General features: G+C 69.7%; 14 protein-coding genes. 8 read left to right on the forward strand and 6 right to left on the reverse strand.

Going from position 1 to position 18,239, the window contains the following annotated elements; genetic code table 11:
- Positions 1-15 precede the first annotated feature (15 nt).
- The gene (locus NGF19_RS01310) at positions 16-2,034 is read left to right on the forward strand and encodes a right-handed parallel beta-helix repeat-containing protein (RefSeq protein ID WP_252421516.1); all 2,019 of its coding nucleotides are present in this window, start codon (positions 16-18) and stop codon (positions 2,032-2,034) included.
- Positions 2,035-2,115: 81 nt separating this feature from the next.
- Here NGF19_RS01310 and pepN (NGF19_RS01315) read toward each other — a convergent pair whose 3' ends face one another.
- Complete coding sequence (pepN, locus tag NGF19_RS01315) at positions 2,116-4,683, reverse strand: aminopeptidase N (protein WP_252421517.1); 2,568 nt, start codon at positions 4,681-4,683, stop codon at positions 2,116-2,118.
- 161 nt (positions 4,684-4,844) lie between these two features.
- Here pepN (NGF19_RS01315) and NGF19_RS01320 point away from each other — a divergent pair, with 161 nt between their 5' ends.
- Entirely contained in the window at positions 4,845-5,321 is a 477-nt protein-coding gene (locus tag NGF19_RS01320) for a DUF1203 domain-containing protein (protein WP_252421518.1), read from the forward strand.
- 88 nt (positions 5,322-5,409) lie between these two features.
- On the opposite strand, the gene NGF19_RS01325 is transcribed toward NGF19_RS01320, so the two are convergent.
- The gene (locus tag NGF19_RS01325; RefSeq protein ID WP_252421519.1) at positions 5,410-6,429 is read right to left on the reverse strand and encodes an aspartate-semialdehyde dehydrogenase; all 1,020 of its coding nucleotides are present in this window, start codon (positions 6,427-6,429) and stop codon (positions 5,410-5,412) included.
- 407 nt (positions 6,430-6,836) lie between these two features.
- On the opposite strand from NGF19_RS01325, the gene NGF19_RS01330 reads away from it, so the two are divergent.
- Positions 6,837-7,985 carry a serine hydrolase domain-containing protein gene (locus NGF19_RS01330; RefSeq protein ID WP_252421520.1) on the forward strand — a complete coding sequence of 383 codons (1,149 nt, stop codon included), beginning with the start codon at positions 6,837-6,839 and terminating at the stop codon, positions 7,983-7,985.
- Positions 7,986-8,045: 60 nt separating this feature from the next.
- Here the strand turns inward: NGF19_RS01330 and pepN (NGF19_RS01335) are convergent, their stop codons facing one another.
- Positions 8,046-10,667, reverse strand: a complete 2,622-nt coding sequence (gene pepN / locus NGF19_RS01335) for an aminopeptidase N (RefSeq protein ID WP_252421735.1) — start codon at positions 10,665-10,667, stop codon at positions 8,046-8,048.
- A gap of 178 nt (positions 10,668-10,845) precedes the next feature.
- On the opposite strand from pepN (NGF19_RS01335), the gene NGF19_RS01340 reads away from it, so the two are divergent.
- On the forward strand, positions 10,846-11,523 hold the full coding sequence (locus tag NGF19_RS01340) for a mycothiol-dependent nitroreductase Rv2466c family protein (protein WP_252421521.1): 678 nt from the start codon (positions 10,846-10,848) through the stop codon (positions 11,521-11,523).
- 59 nt (positions 11,524-11,582) lie between these two features.
- Here the strand turns inward: NGF19_RS01340 and NGF19_RS01345 are convergent, their stop codons facing one another.
- Positions 11,583-11,813 (reverse strand): hypothetical protein, encoded by a 231-nt coding sequence (locus tag NGF19_RS01345; RefSeq protein ID WP_252421522.1) that lies wholly within the window; start codon positions 11,811-11,813, stop codon positions 11,583-11,585.
- A 141-nt stretch (positions 11,814-11,954) separates the two neighbouring features.
- On the opposite strand from NGF19_RS01345, the gene NGF19_RS01350 reads away from it, so the two are divergent.
- On the forward strand, positions 11,955-12,482 hold the full coding sequence (locus NGF19_RS01350; RefSeq protein WP_252421523.1) for a hypothetical protein: 528 nt from the start codon (positions 11,955-11,957) through the stop codon (positions 12,480-12,482).
- Positions 12,483-12,593: 111 nt separating this feature from the next.
- On the opposite strand, the gene NGF19_RS01355 is transcribed toward NGF19_RS01350, so the two are convergent.
- Positions 12,594-13,976, reverse strand: coding sequence for an amino acid permease (locus NGF19_RS01355; RefSeq protein ID WP_252421524.1), 1,383 nt, complete (start codon positions 13,974-13,976; stop codon positions 12,594-12,596).
- 389 nt (positions 13,977-14,365) lie between these two features.
- Between NGF19_RS01355 and NGF19_RS01360 the strand changes: the two genes are divergently transcribed.
- Positions 14,366-14,944 (forward strand): biotin transporter BioY, encoded by a 579-nt coding sequence (locus tag NGF19_RS01360; protein WP_252421525.1) that lies wholly within the window; start codon positions 14,366-14,368, stop codon positions 14,942-14,944.
- 89 nt (positions 14,945-15,033) lie between these two features.
- Here NGF19_RS01360 and NGF19_RS01365 read toward each other — a convergent pair whose 3' ends face one another.
- Positions 15,034-16,521, reverse strand: coding sequence for an amino acid permease (locus NGF19_RS01365; protein ID WP_252421526.1), 1,488 nt, complete (start codon positions 16,519-16,521; stop codon positions 15,034-15,036).
- A 301-nt stretch (positions 16,522-16,822) separates the two neighbouring features.
- Here NGF19_RS01365 and NGF19_RS01370 point away from each other — a divergent pair, with 301 nt between their 5' ends.
- Together NGF19_RS01370 and NGF19_RS01375 are read left to right on the forward strand one after the other, a co-directional pair.
- Positions 16,823-17,308 carry a ribose-5-phosphate isomerase gene (locus NGF19_RS01370; RefSeq protein ID WP_252421527.1) on the forward strand — a complete coding sequence of 162 codons (486 nt, stop codon included), beginning with the start codon at positions 16,823-16,825 and terminating at the stop codon, positions 17,306-17,308.
- Positions 17,309-17,415: 107 nt separating this feature from the next.
- Positions 17,416-18,225: an Fpg/Nei family DNA glycosylase gene (locus NGF19_RS01375; RefSeq protein WP_252421528.1), complete on the forward strand. Its 810-nt coding sequence runs from the start codon at positions 17,416-17,418 to the stop codon at positions 18,223-18,225.
- Positions 18,226-18,239 lie beyond the last annotated feature (14 nt).

Raw genomic sequence — 18,239 nt, forward strand, 5'->3', positions numbered from 1 at the left:
GAGGCCTGAACTGAGATGAGGAACCGACCGAGCCTTGCCGCTCTCCTGGTGGGGTGTTTCATCGCACTGGCCATGACGGTCGGGGCCGCGCCCCCGGCCGCCGCGGCAAGCGTCATTCACGTCGCGCCCAACGGAACCGACACGCCGGGGTGCGGCACGGTGGCCGCGCCGTGCGCCTCGATCCCGTTCGCCTACAACGAAGCGGCCCCGGGGGACACCATCAGGGTCGAGGCCGGCACCTATGTGATGACCACTCCTCTGGTCATCCGGAAGGCCAACCTGCGCTTCCAGGGGGCCAAAGCGGGTGTGGACGCCCGCACCCGCACGCCCGGCGGGCCCGGTGAAACGGTGATCACGTCCGCCTTCCCGCCCCCGAATGCAGTGGACATGTGGGTGGTCAGTGCCGACGGAGTGTCGATCGATGGGTTCACCTTCACCGGCAACGCCAGTGGAGCAGGGGTGTCCACCAGCGAGAACTTCAGTGGATACGTCGTCCAGAACACCATCTTCAGTAACAACCTCAAGGGATTCGCCCCTTCGTCCAACGGCGTGAACCCCTCGGTCTTCCGGCAGAACTACTACTTCGACAACGACAACGCCACGCTCCATCCCGGTACCGAGGGAAATGGCGTCTTCACCTTCCGGCCGCTGGCCAACGCCGTGTTCGAGGACAGCAAGTTCCAGGACAACGACAACTCCCCGATCAATATCTCCGGCGGTGAAGTGGCCGGCGGGACGAGGAACATCACCATCCGCAACAACGAGATGCCAGGCGAGTTCCCCGTCGTCCTCGTCGCCGTCTCACAAGTCGTCATCACGCAGAACAGCATGGTCGGCGGCTTCAGCGGTGTTCAGGTGTCGGGTGCCTGCCAGGACATCCAGATCACACACAACACGATCACGGACAAGACCCACGGCGCGATTCTGCTCTTCACCGGGTTCGCGGCGGTGACGAACACCGGCATCACCGTGGCGGACAACACCATCGAGCGGACCGCGACGGTAGCCGGCCGCTTCGGCGTGGAGATCTCCCGGAGCAGCGACGTCACCGTGCGCCACAACGTCATCGCCGACACCGGTCAGGACGCCATCGGCTTCACCCTGCGCGGTCAGACCGTACCCAGTTCCGACGCGACGATCACCCAGAACACCATCATCAGGTCAGGCGGCTCGGGCATCGTCGTCCAGGCCGGCGCCTACACCGGCACGATGGCGGTGAACAAGAACCGGATCGTCGACAGCGGCTCCGGAAACGGCCTGGTCAACGACGCGGCTGACGCGCAGATCGACGCCACGCTCAACTGGTGGGGCTGCAACGACATGCCGAACGGCGCGGGGTGCGATCACCTGGCCGGGACCGCGGTCGGGCAGATCGACTTCAGCCCCTGGTTGATCCTGACGATCAGTTCCGTGCCCGCGGACATCGCGGCCGGACAGCAGGCCCGGATCACGGCCAGCCTTCAGCACGACTCCAACGGCAACACTGTTCCCGGTCCGTTCTTCCAGCCGGTGCTGGTGGACTTCAGCACGACCGTCGGCACGGTGACGCCCAACCCGGTGTTGACCGACCCGTCGCTGAACGCCACCACCACCTGGCCCGCCGGCCAGCCCCGGCCCCAGAGCATCTGTGCCACGGTCGACAACCAGACGGTCTGCCTGAACTTCGAGCCCGTGCCCGGGACCGGCTCGGTCATCGCGAAGGTCGTCACCGGCAAGTCAAAAGCCCCTGTCCCGGGCGTCGAAGTGAACGTCGTCGACCCGGGCGGCCAGGTAGTGGGTACTTGCACCACTGACGCCGCCGGCACCTGCGATGTCCTGGATCTGCAGCCGGGCACGTACCGCGTCTGCGTCGTCAACGTTCCCCACGGCTTCAACCGGCCCAAAGAACCCTGCACCGGTCCGGTGACCGTCGTCGCGAACGAAGAGACGACGGTCGTCATCGCCCTCCGGAAGATCGAGCACAAGAGGCCTGAGCACAAGAGGCCTGAGCACAAGAGGCCTGAGCCGCACTGCCACAAGTGGACGTGCAGGTGATCGGAGTACGCGCACGCCCAGGCATCTGAACAAGGCAGGGGGCGCCCAGGCACCGCCGGGCGCCCCCTGTCATGCCAGAGATCAGACCGCGTCCGCCGCCTGGGCCTTCAGCGCGCGCTCGACGCCCGCGCGGGACTCCGAGATCAGGCGGCGCAGGGCCGGGACCGGCTCCGTCGCCGTCAGCCAGGTGTCCGTCTTCGTCAGGGTCTCCTCCGAGACCTGGAGCGCCGGGTACAGGCCGGTCACGATCTGCTGGGCGATCTCGTGGGAGCGGGCGTCCCAGATGCCCTTGACCACCTCGAAGTACCGGTCCGTGTACGGGGCGAGCAGCTCGCGCTGGTCCGTCTGGACGAAGCCCGCGATCACCGCCTCCTGGACGGCGTTCGGCAGCTTGTCGTCCTCGATGACCGACGCCCACGCCTCGGCCTTGGCCTCCGCGGTCGGACGGGCCGCGCGGGCGGTGGCCGCGTGCCGCTCACCGGCCGCCGTCTTGTCCCGCTCCAGCTCGCCCGCGATCTCCGTCTCGTCGAACCGGCCCACCGCCGCGAGCCGCTCCACGAACGCCCACCGCAGCTCGGCGTCCACGGCCAGCCCCTCGACGGTCTCCGAACCGTCCAGCAGCCCCTCCAGCAGGTCGAGCTGCTCCGGGGTGCGGGCGGTCGCCGCGAAGGCGCGTGCCCACGCGAGCTGGTGGTCGCCGCCCGGCTCGGCCGCGCGCAGATGGGCGAGCGTCGCGTCCGTCCACCGGGTCAGCAGCGCCTCGCGGGTGGACGGGTCGGCGTACTGGTCGATGGCCAGCTTCACCTGGCGGTGCAGCGACTGCACCACACCGATGTCCGACTCCTTGCCGATGCCGGACAGGACCAGGGAGAGGTAGTCACGGGTCGCCAGCTCCGCGTCCCGCGTCATGTCCCAGGCCGAGGCCCAGCACAGCGCCCGCGGCAGCGACGACTCGAAGTCGCCCAGGTGCTCGGTGACGAAGGCCAGCGACCGCTCGTCCAGGCGGACCTTCGCGTACGACAGGTCGTCGTCGTTGAGCAGGACCACGTCCGGACGGCGCTGCCCCACGAGCTGCGCCACGGCGGTCAGTTCGCCGTCGACGTCCAGCTCGATCCGGCCGTCCTCGGCGCGGACCAGCTTGCCGTCGACCAGGTTGTACAGGCCGACGGCGATACGGTGCGGACGCAGCGTCGGCTCACCCTTCGCACCGGCCGGGAGCGCCGGGGCCTCCTGGCGGATGGCGAAGGACGTGATGACGCCGTCCTCGTCCGTCTCGATCTCCGGACGCAGGACGTTGATGCCCGCCGTCTCCAGCCATTTGCGCGACCACGTCTTCAGATCGCGGCCCGAGGTCTTCTCCAGCGCGCCCAGCAGGTCGGACAGCCGGGTGTTGGCGTACGCGTGCTGCTTGAAGTACGCCTGCACACCCGCGAAGAACTCGTCCATGCCGACGTAGGCGACGAGCTGCTTGAGGACCGAGGCGCCCTTGGCGTACGTGATGCCGTCGAAGTTGACGAGGACGTCGTCCAGGTCGTTGATCTCGGCCATGATCGGGTGCGTCGAAGGCAGTTGGTCCTGCCGGTACGCCCACGTCTTCATGGAGTTGGCGAACGTGGTCCAGGAGTGCGGCCACCGGCTCTCGGGGTGGTACGCCTGGCAGGCGATGGAGGTGTAGGTGGCGAACGACTCGTTCAGCCACAGGTCGTTCCACCACTCCATGGTCACGAGGTCGCCGAACCACATGTGGGCCAGCTCGTGCAGGATCGTCTCGGCGCGCACCTCGTACGCGGCGTCGGTGACCTTGGACCGGAAGACGTACTGGTCGCGGATCGTGACCGCGCCCGCGTTCTCCATCGCGCCCGCGTTGAACTCCGGCACGAAGAGCTGGTCGTACTTCTCGAACGGGTACGCGTAGTCGAACTTCTCCTGGAACCAGTCGAAGCCCTGCCGCGTCACCTCGAAGATCGCGTCGGCGTCGAGGAACTCGGCGAGCGAGGGGCGGCAGTAGATGCCGAGCGGGACGCGCTGCCCGTCCTTCTCGTACACGCTGTGCACGGACTGGTACGGGCCCACGATCAGCGCGGTGATGTACGTCGAGATCCGCGGCGTGGGCTCGAAGGCCCACACGTCGTCCTTGGGCTCGGGCGTCGGCGAGTTGGAGACGACGGTCCAGCCGCTCGGCGCCTTCACCGTGAACCGGAAGGTGGCCTTGAGGTCCGGCTGCTCGAACGACGCGAACACCCGGCGCGCGTCCGGCACCTCGAACTGCGTGTAGAGATACGCCTGCTGGTCGACCGGGTCGACGAAGCGGTGCAGGCCCTCACCGGTGTTGGTGTACGCGCAGTCGGCGACCACACGGAGGACGTTGCGCCCCTCCAGCAGGCCGGGCAGCGCGATCCGCGAGTCCTTGAAGACCGCCGCGGGGTCCAGCGGATGGCCGTTGAGGGTGACCTCGTGGACGGCCGGAGCCACCAGGTCGATGAAGGACTCCGCGCCGTCCTCGGCGGAGTCGAAGCGCACCGTGGTCACGGACCGGTAGGTTCCTCCCTCCTGCGCGCCGGAGAGGTCGAGATCGATCTCGTACGAGTCAACGGTGAGCAGCTTCGCCCGCTGCTGCGCCTCTTCGCGAGTCAGGTTTGTGCCAGGCACGCGGTCATCTCCTCGTTATGTGTCGGTTGCGTCATCCTTGCACGCCCTGATCACCCACGGCGATGAACGGGGCCTGTCCCACGGTCCGCCCCCGCGGCGCTCCGGAACGTCACGTCCGAAATCCGCCGGATATCCGCGCGGGCGGGCGGGAGCCTGGGGTCATGACGACGTACTCACCTCGCCCCATCGAACCGACCGTCCTGAAGGAGCTGCGCACCACTGATGACGCGGGCCGTCCGACGGCGCCCTTCACGGACGACGAGGGCGGCTCGCCCCTGCGCTGCTGCCTGCGCCGCAGCACGCCCGGTGAGCGGATCGCCCTCGTCTCGTACGCGCCCCTGCGGCGCTGGGCGGCCGAGACCGGCGCCGACCCCGGCGCGTACGAGGAGGTGGGGCCGGTCTTCGTGCACGCCGACGCGTGCGCGGGCCCTGACACGGCACTGGCCGACTACCCGTTCGCCAACGCCCACCGCACCGTGCGCCGTTACTCCCGGGACGGTCACATCCTCGGCGGCCGACTGGTCGATACGGGCCTCGAAGCCGCTGTCACGGAGGCGTTCGACGACCCGGACGTGGCGCTCGTCCATGTCCGGGCCGTGGAGTACGGGTGCTTCCTGTACGAGGTCCGCCGGGACTGACCGCCCCGCTGTCGGCACGTCGAAGGGGCGTGCCCCGCCGTCGGTGCACGCCCCTTCTGTCCGTGGGGTGAGGCTCGCTGCCCGTGGGTCAGCGCTCGTTCAGTTCCGCCGCCACCAGCTCCGCGATCTGCACCGCGTTCAGGGCCGCGCCCTTGCGGAGGTTGTCGTTGGAGACGAACAGGGCGAGGCCGTTGTCCACCGTCTCGTCGCCGCGGATGCGGCCCACGTACGACGCGTCCTTGCCCGCCGCCTGGAGCGGGGTCGGGATCTCGGAGAGGGCCACGCCCGGCGCGGCGGCCAGCAGCTCCGTCGCGCGCTCCACCGACAGCGGGCGCGCGAAGCGGGCGTTGATCTGGAGGGAGTGACCGGAGAAGACCGGGACGCGCACGCACGTGCCGGAGACCTTCAGCGCGGGGATCTCCAGGATCTTGCGGGACTCGTTGCGGAGCTTCTGCTCCTCGTCGGTCTCGTGCAGACCGTCGTCCACGAGGTTGCCCGCGAAGGGGAGGACGTTGAAGGCGATCGGGCGCTTGTAGACCGCGGGCTCGGGGAAGTCGACCGCCTCGCCGTCGTGGGTCAGCTTGTCGGCGTCGGCGACCACCTTCTGCGTCTGGCCGTGCAGCTCGGCCACGCCCGCGAGGCCCGAGCCGGACACGGCCTGGTACGTGGCGACCACCAGCGCTTCGAGGCCCGCCTCCTCGTGCAGCGGCTTCAGGACCGGCATCGCGGCCATCGTCGTGCAGTTCGGGTTGGCGATGATGCCCTTGGGGCGGTTCACGATCGCGTGCGGGTTCACCTCGGAGACGACCAGCGGTACGTCCGGGTCCCGGCGCCAGGCGGAGGAGTTGTCGATCACCACGGCGCCCTGCGAGGCGACCTTCTCGGCCAGTGCCTTCGAGGTCGCGCCGCCCGCGGAGAACAGCACGATGTCCAGGCCCGCGTAGTCGGCCGTCGACGCGTCCTCCACGGTCACGCCGTCCAGGACCGTCCCCGCCGAACGGGCGGACGCGAACAGGCGCAGCTCCGTGACCGGGAAGTTCCGCTCCGTGAGGATCTTGCGCATGACCGTGCCGACCTGACCGGTGGCTCCGACGATTCCGACCCTCACGGCGACTCCCTCTACGTGTGCTGTCCGTGCCTGTTGCTCGGCCGAGGCCTCTCCATCATGCGGCCGACCCCGGCCCGTCTGTCCAATTCTGTGCACTGTGTGCCCACGGTGTGGGACGTGAACGTCCGGCCGCGCGGTTGCGAGAGCCCGGCATACCCCTGCTGAGCTGGGGAAACGCGTATGTCGGCACTACGTGCCGCACCCTGTGCTGACTCGCCCCTGCCCCTCGCCTCCCGCCGCACACGCGGTGTGACGTACACCTCAGTCATGTACGCGTCGACGCCGGTCGGACGGTGCCGGACGGCGACGGCCGAAACTCGCCCACCTCCCGCCCCGCCGATCAACCATCGCGCCCCCGCCCTCGGTCTGTCCCGCTGACCACGCTCGACCACGAGAAGGGGGAAGACATGTCCCTGCGCAGCGGACTGACAGGAGCGGTGGCGACGGTGGCGGTCACGGCGGTGGCCCTCACCGTCCCGGCCGCCGCCGCTCCCCGCGCGGCCGACCATGCCGACCACACCGCGACCCGGCAGGCCATGGACGCAGCCGTGACGGCCGGGGTGCCCGGCGTGACGGCCACGGCGCGGCAGGGGAGCATCACCTGGCGGGCGACCTCGGGGGCCGGCGATCTGCGGACGGGCGCGCCGCGTTCACCGCAGGACCACTACCGCGTCGGCAGCATCACCAAGACGTTCGTCTCGACCGTGCTGCTCCAACTGGAGGCGGAAGGACGGCTGTCCCTGGACGACACGGTGGAGAAGTGGCTGCCGGGCACGGTCCGGGGCAACGGCCACGACGGCCGCCGGATCACCCTCCGCAACCTGCTGAACCACACCTCGGGGATCTTCAGCTACACGGCGGACGAGCCCTTCGCCCGCACGCACACGCTGGACGGCTTCCTGGAGCACCGTTACGACACCCTGAAGCCCGAGGAGTTGGTCGCGGTCGCGATGTCCCACGAGCCGGACTTCGCGCCGGGCGCCTCCTGGAACTACTCCAACACCAACTACGTCGTGGCCGGGATGGTGATCGAGAGCGTCACGGGCCACTCCTACGCACAGGAGATCCGCGAGCGCATCATCAAGCCACTGGGCCTGCACGCCACCTCGGTGCCGGGTACCAGGAGCACGGTCCCGCAGCCCAGCAGCCGCGCCTACGGCAAGCTCGCCACCACGGCCACGGGGGCGACGTACGACGTCACGGAACTCAATCCGTCCATGGCCTCCTCGGCGGGCGAGATGATCTCCGACTCGGCGGACCTGAACCGCTTCTACTCGGCCCTGCTGACGGGCAAGCTGCTGCCGCCGAAGCAGTTGAAGGAGATGAAGACGACGGTCCCGGCCCGGGGCATCCCGAACGTGCGTTACGGCCTCGGCCTGACGGACCGCACCCTGAGCTGCGGCGTCCATGTCTGGGGCCACGGCGGCGGCATCCACGGCTCCGTGTCCGAGGCCGTCACCACGGCCGACGGCCGCCACTCCCTCGCCTTCAACTTCAACGGCGACTGGACGGGGGACAGCGACGCGGTGATCGAGGCCGAGTACTGCGGCAAGTGAGCCGACCCGGTGCCGGAGCCCACGCGGGCTCCGGCACCGGGGCCGACGACAGGCCCTGGGTCAGACGGCCGCGTCGCACGCCTGGCCGCGCAGGGTGCGGGCCAGGTCGTCACGGGCCTCCAGGACCAGGCGGCGCAGGGCGGGCGGCGCGTCCTCGTGCGTGGTCAGCCACGCGTCCGTCGCGTCCAGCGTCTCCCGCGAGTCCCGCAGCGCCGGGAACAGGCCCTTCACCACGTCCATCCCGATCTGGATGGACCGCTCGGCCCACACCCGCTCGATCGCCGCGAAGTACTTCTCCGTGTACGGCGCGAGCAACTCCCGCTGCGACGGCTGCGCGAAGCCCGCGATGGTCGCCTCCACGAGCGCGTTCGACAGCGTGTCCGCCTCGACGACCTGCGCCCATGCCTGCGCCTTGACCTCGGCCGAGGGGCGCGCGGCCAGACAGCGGACCTGGTGGCGCTTGCCGGACGCGGTGTCGTCGCGGGCCAGTTCCGCCGCGAGCACCGACTCGTCCGCCACGCCGTGCGCGGCCAGCGGCGTCAGGAACGCCCAGCGCAGCTCCTGGTCCACCTCCAGACCGTCGATCTTCGCCGTGCCCTCCAACAGCCCCTGCAGCAACCGCAGATCGGCCTCGCCGGACGCCACCGCCGCGAAGAACCGCGCCCACGTGAGCTGATGCTGGCTGCCCGGCTCCGCCTGCCGCAGCTCCCGCAGCGCGCCCTGGGCCAGCAGGTCCCCGCCGGTCTCGCGCCACGCGGGCGACGCGTAGTACGTCAGCGCGGAGTTCGTCCAGGTGTGGAGCTGCTGGAGCACACCGATGTCGCTCTCGCGCCCGGCGAACCGCAGCACCAGGTCGATGAAGTCCCGGGCCGGCAGCAGCGCGTCGCGCGTGAGGTTCCACAGCGCCGACCAGCACAGCGCCCGCGCGAGCGGGTCGGTGAGGTCGCCGAGGTGGTTCCTGAGGGTGGCGAGCGAGGCGTCGTCGAAACGGATCTTGCAGTACGTGAGGTCGTCGTCGTTGACCAGGACCAGTTCCGGGGCCTCGGAGCCCGCGAGTTCACCGATCACCGTACGCGGACCGTCGACGTCCACCTCGGCGCGCGCGTACCGCACGAGCGCGCCCGCCTCGCTGCGGTACAGGCCCACCGCCACCCGGTGCGGGCGCAGTTCGGGATGCGAGGCGGCGGCCTCCTGGACCACGGCCAGCTCCGCGATCCGGCCGTCCTCGCCCAACTCCACCTGCGGAGTCAGGGAGTTGACGCCCGCCGTCTGCAGCCAGGACCGTGCCCAGGCGCCCATGTCCCGGCCGCTCGTCTCCTCCAGGACCGACAGCAGATCACCGAGGCGCGTGTTGCCGTACGCGTTCCGCTTGAAGTAGCGGCGCGCGCCCTCCAGGAACGCCTCCCGGCCCACGTACGCCACCAACTGCTTGAGCACGGACGCGCCCTTGGCGTAGGTGATGCCGTCGAAGTTGAGCTTCGCGTCCTCCAGGTCGCGGATGTCCGCCGTGACCGGATGCGTGGACGGCAACTGGTCGGCGCGGTAGGCCCACGCCTTGCGGTTGTTGGCGAAGGTGATCCAGCCGTCGGTGAAGCGGGTCGCCTCCACCTGCGAGAAGGCGCCCATGAAGTCCGCGAAGGACTCCTTCAGCCACAGGTCGTCCCACCACACCATGGTCACCAGGTCGCCGAACCACATGTGCGCCATCTCGTGCAGGATCACATTGGCGCGGCGCTCGTACGACGCCTGGGTGACCTTGCCGCGGAAGATGAACTCCTCGCGGAAGGTGACCATGCCGGGGTTCTCCATCGCACCGAGGTTGTACTCGGGCACGAACGCCTGGTCGTACTTCCCGAACGGGTACGGGTAGTCGAAGTGGTCGTGGAAGAAGTCCAGGCCCTGCTTGGTGACCAGGAAGACGTCGTCCGCGTCGAAGTGCTTCGCCAGACCCTTGCGGCACATCGCGCCGAGCGGGATCTCCAGCGTCGTACCGTCGTCGAACGTACGGGAGTAGCTGTCGGTCACGTAGTGGTAGGGACCGGCCACGACGGCGGTGATGTACGTGGAGATCGGCTTGGTCTCCGCGAACCGCCATACCCCGCCCGCCCGTCGCCCACCACCACCCTTCTGCGGAAGCGCTTCGCGCACTTCTTCGATCTGTTCGCCGGCGCCGTTGCTCCACACCGTCCAGCCCTCGGGGGCGCGGACCTCGAAGCGGAAGGGGGCCTTGAGGTCCGGCTGCTCGAAGTTCGCGAAGACCCGACGGGAGTCGGCGGGCTCGTACTGCGTGTACAGGTACACCTCGCCGTCCTCGGGGTCGACGAAGCGGTGCATCCCCTCGCCCGTACGGGAGTACGCGCACTGGGCGTCGACGACCAGCTCGTTCTCGGCGGCCAGGTCCTCGAGCCGGACGCGGGTGCCGTCGAAGACCTCGCCGGGGTCGAGGTCCTTGCCGTTGAGCGAGACCGCGGTGACGCTCGGGGCGATCAGGTCGGCGAAGCTCGTGGCGCCCGGCTCGGCGCAGCGGAAGCGGATCGTGGTGACCGAGCGGAAGGTGCGCGGCCCGGTCTCGGGTCCGTCGCCCACGGCCGAACGCAGGTCGAGCGACACGTCGTACCCGTCGACGGACAACAGAGCGGACCGCTCCTGGGCCTCGTCACGGGACAGGTTCTCACCGGGCACGGGCGGCACTCCCTCTATACGGCTGGGTGGGGTGAACAGCACCGATCCTGCCATGCGCTCCTGACGCGGGGCAGTGGGGCGCACCTCGGCAAGTGCGGTGGGCCCTGGGGGACGGCCTCGGGAATGGCGCGGACGGTCCGTACGTTGCCCGGAGGTCAACCGCGTTCCGAGGAGAGCCATGTCCACGACCATGACTACGTCCGGCAAGACCGCTTCCGGCAAGACCCCCGTCGACTTCTGGTTCGACCCGCTGTGCCCCTGGGCCTGGATGACCTCCCGCTGGGTCCTGGAAGTGGAGAAGCTCCGGGACATCGAGGTCCGCTGGCACATCATGAGCCTCGCGGTGCTCAACGAGGACAGGCTGGACGACCTGCCCGAGGAATACCGGGAGATGCTCGCCACCAAGGCCTGGCAGCCGGTCCGCGTGGTGACCGCGGCATGGCAGAAGCACGGCGCGGAGGTCCTCGGCCCGCTGTACACCGCGCTCGGCAACCGCTTCCACAACCGGGGCGAAGGCGCGACCGTCGAGGCGATCGCGGAGGCGCTGGCGGACGTCGGTCTCCCGGCCGATCTGATCGACTACGCCGACCAGCAGGACTTCGAGTTCGACGCCGAACTGCGCGCCTCCCACAAGGAGGGCATCGACAAGGTCGGCCAGGAGGTGGGCACCCCGGTGATCGCGGTCCCGGGCGCCGACGGCGAGCAGCTCGCCTTCTTCGGCCCGGTGGTCACCCCCGCCCCCAAGGGCGAGGAGGCCGCACGGCTGTGGGACGGCACCCTGGCGGTCGCCTCGGTCCCGGGCTTCTTCGAGATCAAGCGCACGCGGACGAAGGGCCCGGACTTCAGCAACCTGTAGGCGCCGGAGGGGTGCCGGTCCGCCGGGGCCCGGCACCGGGGGGCGGACCTCAGCGGCCCTCAGTCCAGGAGCGGCACGCGCATGGACCGGGCGAACGGCTTCTTGTTCATGCCCGTACGAAGATTCCGGCATTGCTTCTTGGTCTCGGAGTCCAGTTCGGCTTCGCACATCAGGAACTCGCGCACACTCGCGCGGCCCAGCCGCTCCTTGAGCCAGTCCTCCTCGGCCCGGCTCAGGGGCCGGTGCGGCTGGTCGGCATCGCAGGTGAAGCAGTACGTCAGCTTCGGCATACGGCCAGCATCACCCGGAGCCCCCGCTACCGGAAGACCCCGCCGCCGCCCGTCCGGGCTGCAAGGCCGGGAAGCGGGAACTTCCCGGCCCCTTCGCACGTTTGCGGGGGCGACCTGATCGTTGGAAGAAGTGAGCAACTGATGGCCATGGTGGGCCTGTTCTGGATCGCCGAGGGCGACGTGTACGTGGGCGCGAAGCCGTCCGGTCTGGCTCCCGGGGTCCGCCTGACCGCCGAGGGCGTACTGGCCCTCGGCGACGGGCAGTCCGGTCTCTGCCTGTGGGAGGACGTGCGGTCCCTGACGGTCGCGGACGTGCCCGTGAAGTCCCTGAAGCGGCAGGTCGGCGCGGTCAAGGACCTGGCCCTGAACGCGGTGATGGAACTGGCCCTGCCCGCGGGCTCCGGCTGGGCGGAGGAGGGCCCGGCGCTGATGACGGTGCAGGTGGAAACCGCCGAGGGCACCCATGAGTTGGGGGCCTACGCCGCGGCGGCCGTCGGCTACACCGCCACCGAGGCGGACCTCTCCCGCACCCTCCTGACCCGCCTCACGGAAGGCGCCGCGACATCGGGGACCACCCTCGCGGCCATGGCGCAGTGGGGCCGCGCCCAGGAAGGCGGCTCCCCGCGCTCGGCGGACCGGGAGAAGCTGCTGCGGGAGTGGCTGGGCTAGGGCCTTTCGCAACAGGCCCCGACCCCGGGTGTGCCGAAAGGGCCCTCACGTACGTGACGTGAGGGCCCTTTCGGTATCTGCGGTCAGATCAAGCGTCGTACCTGAGCCGGGTCAGACGCGGCTGCGCTTCCGCTGCCACGCGTAGCCGACCGCCGCCAGGAACAGGGTCATGCCGCCGGTCGAGTAGAGCTGTACACGGGTGTCCGGCTGGCGCCACATCAGGACGGTGATCGCCGCCATGCACGCCAGCGCCACCCAGGTCAGCACCGGGAACGCCCACATGCGCACCACCAGCTTCTCGGGTGCCTCCCGCTCCATCCGGCGACGCAGCCGCAACTGCGAGGCCCCGATGGAGAACCAGACGACGAGGATCACCGCGCCGATCATGTTCAGCAGCCACAGGAAGACGTCGTGCGGACGCCAGTAGCTGAGGACGACGCAGACGAACCCGAAGACGGACGAGGCGAGAACGGCCGCGCGCGGGACGCCCGCGGAGACCTTGCCCAGCGCCTTGGGGCCCTGGCCGCGCTCCACCAGCGAGTACGCGATACGGGAGGCGCCGTAGATGTTGGCGTTCATCGCGGACAGCAGCGCGACCAGCACCACCACGTTCATCAACTGCCCGGCGCCCGGGATGCCCAGGTGGTCGAGGGTGGCCACGTACGGGCCCTTCTCGACGACCTCGGGGTTGTCCCAGGGCACCAGCGTGACGATGACCGCCATCGAGCCGATGTAGAAGAGCGCGATGCGCCACATCGCCGTACGGACCGCGCTCGCCACGCCCTTGACCGGGTCCTCGGACTCGGCCGCCGCGATGGTGACCGTCTCCAGACCGCCGTACGCGAACAGCGACGCGAGCAGACCGATCACCAGGCCCTGGCTGCCATGGGGCAGGAAGTCACTGAGGTTCGAGGCGCCGGGGGAGCCCGTGCCGGGCAGGACGCCGACGATCGCCAGCACACCGAGCAGCAGGAAGAGCGTGATCGCGCCGACCTTCAGCGCTGCGAACCAGAACTCGAACTCGCCGAAGTTCTTCACCGCCGCGAGGTTCGAGGCGCAGAAGACCACCATGAACAGCGCCACCCACGCCCACTCGGGCGTGCCCGGCAGCCAGCCGGTGACGATCTTCGCGGCGCCGATGCCCTCGAGACCCACGGCCGTGCAGAGCACGACCCAGAACGCCCAGCCCGCGGTGAAGCCCGCCCACGGCCCGAACGCCCGCTCGGCGTGCGCCGAGAAGGAACCCGACGACGGATAGGCGGCCGACATCTCGCCGAGCATCCGCATCACCAGCATGACGAGCAGACCGGAGACGGTGTACGCGATCACGATGGACGGGCCGGCGGCGGCGATCCCCGCACCGGAGCCGACGAACAGACCGGCGCCGATCACGCCACCGAGGGCGATCATCGACAGATGGCGCTGTTTCAGGCCGTGCGAGAGGGAGGAGGCATCGGCCGAGGGCGATGTCTCGACGGTGGTGCTGCTGGGCATCTGGCTGCGACCCCGTTCCGTGCGGGAGAAGGACCCGCACAGTCTCGGCGTCCTGTTCATGGCAAGCGAGGGGCTGCCCACCATGCGGACAGGCGCGGTACGGAAGGTGAGAGCGCGCTCACGCGGCGCCCGGCGGCGGCGGTGGCGCTAGGACGGGGGAAAGCACGATTGGCTAAACCCTACAGTCTCGGCCTCTCGCGACGATGCCTGAAGAGCGCTGCATCCCCAGTGACTAGCATCACCTCGCCCGAGGTGTAGCCAACGTCCTTTGTGCAGAGCCCACCAAGCCGTCGTCCCCCCCTTTGTCGACCGCGACCGATGATCACCCCTGGGCGCCTGGGATAGCGTCACCGTGTTCCGTACCGTCCCCACCGCCGGAGTGAGTCCTCATGAGCACTGCCACCGCCACTGCCCGCCCCGGCGAGGTCCTCGCCGACCTGCTGCCGACCTCCCGCGTCCTCGACGCCACCCTCGTCCTCGGCGGCGCCGCGCTGACCGGGCTCGCCGCGCAGATCGCGGTGCCGATCCCCGGCACCCCGGTGCCGGTGACCGGACAGACCTTCGCCGCGCTGCTCGTGGGCACCGCGCTCGGCGCCCGCCGCGGCTTCCTCGCGCTCGCCCTGTACGCGCTCGCCGGTATCGCCGGTGTGCCGTGGTTCGCCGACGGCGCCTCCGGCGCGGGCGGCGCCTCCTTCGGCTATGTCCTCGGCATGCTGCTCGCCTCGGCCGCCGTGGGCGCCCTGGCCCGCCGCGGCGCGGACCGCTCGGCGGTGCGCATGGCCGGTGTCATGCTGCTCGGCGAGGCGATCATCTACGCGGTCGGCGTTCCCTACCTGGCCCTCGTGACCGGCATGTCCCTCCCGGCGGCGCTCGCGGCCGGCTTCGTCCCGTTCCTGATCGGCGACGTCCTCAAGGCCGCCCTGGCGATGGGCCTGCTGCCCACCGCCTGGAAGCTCGCCGGGAAGTGACCCGGTAGTTCCCGATCCACGCGGAAGGGCCCCGCAGGCGTCGTACGCCGCAGGGCCCTTCCGTATGAGTGCGTGTGCGTGGGTGCCGGTCAGGCGCCGACCTTCGCCGGTGCCTCGTCGGCGTCCGCGTCCTTGCCCGCGACCGCCTCGGGGGCCCGGCCGCGGCCCAGCTTCTGCTTCACCAGCGCGACCCCCACCACCACGGCGGCGACGAGCAGCGACAGCGACACGGTCGTCCGGCCGTTGTGCTCGGTGTCCGTCAGCATGTAGGCGAGAACGGCGAGCATCAGCGCCGTCGTGGCCCACGTCAGATACGGGTACAGCCACATCTTCACGGTCAGCTTCTCGGGCGCCTCGCGCTGAATGATCTTGCGCATCCGAAGCTGCGAGAAGCAGATCACCAGCCAGACGAAGATGGCGACCGCACCACTGGAGTTGACCAGGAAGAGGAAGACCGTGTCCGGGAACTTGTAGTTGAAGAAGACGGCGAGGAAGCCGAAGAGGACGGAGACGAGAATCGCCGCCCGCGGCACACCACGACGGGTCGTCTGCGCGAAGGACTTCGGCGCGTCGCCGCGCTGACCGAGCGAGAAGGCCATCCGGGAGGCCGTGTAGAGCCCGGAGTTGAGACAGGACAGCACCGACGCCAGCACGATGAAGTTCATGATCTGGCCGGCGTGCGGGATACCGAGGGAGTCCAGGGCCGCGACGTACGAGCCCTTCTTCTCGATCGCCGGGTCGTTCCACGGGATCAGACAGATGACCACGAAGATCGAGCCCAGGTAGAAGATGGCGATACGCCAGATGATGCTGTTCGTGGCCTTGGTCACGGCCCGCTGCGGGTCCTCCGCCTCGCTCGCCGCCAGCGTCGGGATCTCACTGCCCATGAAGCAGAAGACCACCAGCAGCACACCGGTGAGGATGGCGCCGGGACCATGGGGCAGGAAGCCGCCGTGCGCGGTGAGGTTGCTCAGGCCCGCCTGGTCGCTGTGGACACCCGGCAGCACGCCGAAGACCGCGAGACCGCCGACGACGATGAACGCACCGATCGCCACGACCTTGATCCCGGCGAACCAGAACTCGAACTCACCGTAGGAGCCGACCGAGACGAGGTTGGTCGCGGTCAGGACGACCATGACGATGAGCGCCCAGCCCCACTGCGGTACGGCCGGGATCCAGCCCTCCAGGATCTTGGCGCCCGCGGTGGCCTCCACGGCGAGCACGACCACCCAGAAGAACCAGTACAGCCAGCCGATCGAGAACCCGGCCCAGCGGCCGAGCGCGCGGTCCGCGTGCGCCGAGAAGGAACCCGAGGTCGGATTCGCCACGGACATCTCGCCCAGCATGCGCATCACCAGCACCACGAGCGTGCCGACCAAGGCGTAGGAGAGCAGGATGCCGGGACCCGTGGTGGCGATACCGGTACTGGAACCGACGAAGAGACCGGCGCCGATGACACCGCCGATGGCGATCATCGACAGATGACGGTTCTTCAGTCCCGCCTGAAGGCCGCCACCGGATTCTCCGGGGCGGCCAGGGTCGGTTCCGGCCTTCGCAGGCGGCGGCAGTGAGGTCATAGGGGAATTTCCTTCGCGCCGAGTGGGGGTGGAGGACAGGCGTGCGTGCGGGCACATCTGCCCTGACGAGCGGAATACAGGCCCTCAACGAGCGGAGTGGGGGAGGCTCGTGCGATCGGTGGATCCGATCGGTGGCTCAGTGGAACAGCGTCGGTCCAGTGAATCCGAGGCTAATGAATTCGGGAACCTTTGAATCCCGATTGTTACTTCAATTTCGCCCGAAGATCTGTAGCGCGGCTCACATGTGGGATGAAAGACACCCGGCGAGACCGCCCCCCGGCAGCCGTGTCACACTCGGTCCATGCGCGTGTACCTCGGCTCAGACCATGCCGGCTTCGAACTGAAGAACCACCTCGTCGAGTGGCTCAAGGCAGCCGGCCACGAGCCCGTCGACTGCGGGCCCCACATCTACGACGCCCAGGACGACTACCCGCCGTTCTGCCTGCGCGCCGCGGAGCGCACGGCCGCGGACACCGACGCCCTCGGCATCGTGATCGGCGGCTCCGGCAACGGCGAGCAGATCGCCGCGAACAAGGTCAAGGGCGTCCGTGCGGCCCTCGCCTGGAGCGAGGAGACCGCGGCGCTCGGCCGCCAGCACAACAACGCCAACGTCGTCGCCGTGGGCGCGCGGATGCACACGCAGGACGAGGCGACGAAGTTCGTCGAGACGTTCCTGAACACCCCGTTCTCGGGCGACGAGCGCCACGTGCGGCGCATCGACATGCTGGCGTCGTACGAGACCACGGGCGACCTGCCGCCGATCCCTCCCCACCACCCGCAGGGCTGAGACACCACAAGCGAACACGGGGGCGGCGGACGGCCGGGGTTCCGAACGGAGCCCCGGCCCCTGACGTTCACCGCAGTCCCCGACGTTCACCGGGAGGGAGCACGACCGTGCCGGAGGGGCACACCATTCACCGGCTCGCCGAGGACTACGCGGCGCGGTTCGCGGGTGGCGCCGTCACCGTACGCAGCCCCCAGGGCAAGTTCGCCGACGCCGCGGCCCTCCTCGACGGGGCCGTACTGCGCACCGCCGACGCCCACGGCAAGCACCTCTTCCTCGGCTTCCGGGGCGCCGAGTGGGTGCACATCCACCTCGGCCTCTTCGGCAAGGTCACCTTCGGGGACGCCCCCGCGCCCCCGCCCACCGACACGGTCCGCCTCCGGCTCGCGAACCCGGTCTCGTACGTCGATCTGCGCGGCCCCACCACCTGCGCCCTGATCACCGACGACGAGAAGTCCGCCGTGCACGGGCGCCTCGGCCCCGATCCGCTGCGCGCCGACGCCGACCCGGACGCCGTGTACCGCCGGGTCTCCCGCAGCCGCACCACCATCGCCGCCCTGCTGATGGACCAGAAGGTCATCGCCGGTGTCGGCAACGTCTACCGCGCCGAGGTCCTCTTCCGGCACGGCATCGACCCCTACCGCCCCGGCAAGGACCTCACCCGGGCCGAGTGGGACGCGATCTGGGCCGACCTGGTCGACCTCATGCGCGAGGGTGTGCGCAACAACCGCATCGACACCGTCCGCCCCGAGCACACCCCCGAGGCCATGGGCCGTCCCCCGCGCGTCGACGATCACGGCGGCGAGGTGTACGTGTACCGCAGGGCGCACCTGCCCTGCCACATCTGCGGCGGCGAGATCCGCACCGCCGACCTCGCCGCCCGCAACCTCTTCTGGTGCCCGACCTGCCAGAAGGCCTAGCCAGGGCTCAGTTC

The sequence above is a fragment of the Streptomyces macrolidinus genome, from assembly GCF_023887685.1.
GTDB lineage: Bacteria > Actinomycetota > Actinomycetes > Streptomycetales > Streptomycetaceae > Streptomyces > Streptomyces macrolidinus.

Coding starts and splice junctions, on each gene's coding strand:
- NGF19_RS01355 (WP_252421524.1), bottom strand. CDS start 13,976: ATGCCCAGCAGCACCACCGTCGAGACATCGCCCTCGGCCGATGCCTCC.
- NGF19_RS01350 (WP_252421523.1), top strand. CDS start 11,955: ATGGCCATGGTGGGCCTGTTCTGGATCGCCGAGGGCGACGTGTACGTG.
- NGF19_RS01330 (WP_252421520.1), top strand. CDS start 6,837: ATGTCCCTGCGCAGCGGACTGACAGGAGCGGTGGCGACGGTGGCGGTC.
- NGF19_RS01310 (WP_252421516.1), top strand. CDS start 16: ATGAGGAACCGACCGAGCCTTGCCGCTCTCCTGGTGGGGTGTTTCATC.
- NGF19_RS01340 (WP_252421521.1), top strand. CDS start 10,846: ATGTCCACGACCATGACTACGTCCGGCAAGACCGCTTCCGGCAAGACC.
- NGF19_RS01360 (WP_252421525.1), top strand. CDS start 14,366: ATGAGCACTGCCACCGCCACTGCCCGCCCCGGCGAGGTCCTCGCCGAC.
- NGF19_RS01320 (WP_252421518.1), top strand. CDS start 4,845: ATGACGACGTACTCACCTCGCCCCATCGAACCGACCGTCCTGAAGGAG.
- NGF19_RS01365 (WP_252421526.1), bottom strand. CDS start 16,521: ATGACCTCACTGCCGCCGCCTGCGAAGGCCGGAACCGACCCTGGCCGC.
- NGF19_RS01345 (WP_252421522.1), bottom strand. CDS start 11,813: ATGCCGAAGCTGACGTACTGCTTCACCTGCGATGCCGACCAGCCGCAC.
- NGF19_RS01370 (WP_252421527.1), top strand. CDS start 16,823: ATGCGCGTGTACCTCGGCTCAGACCATGCCGGCTTCGAACTGAAGAAC.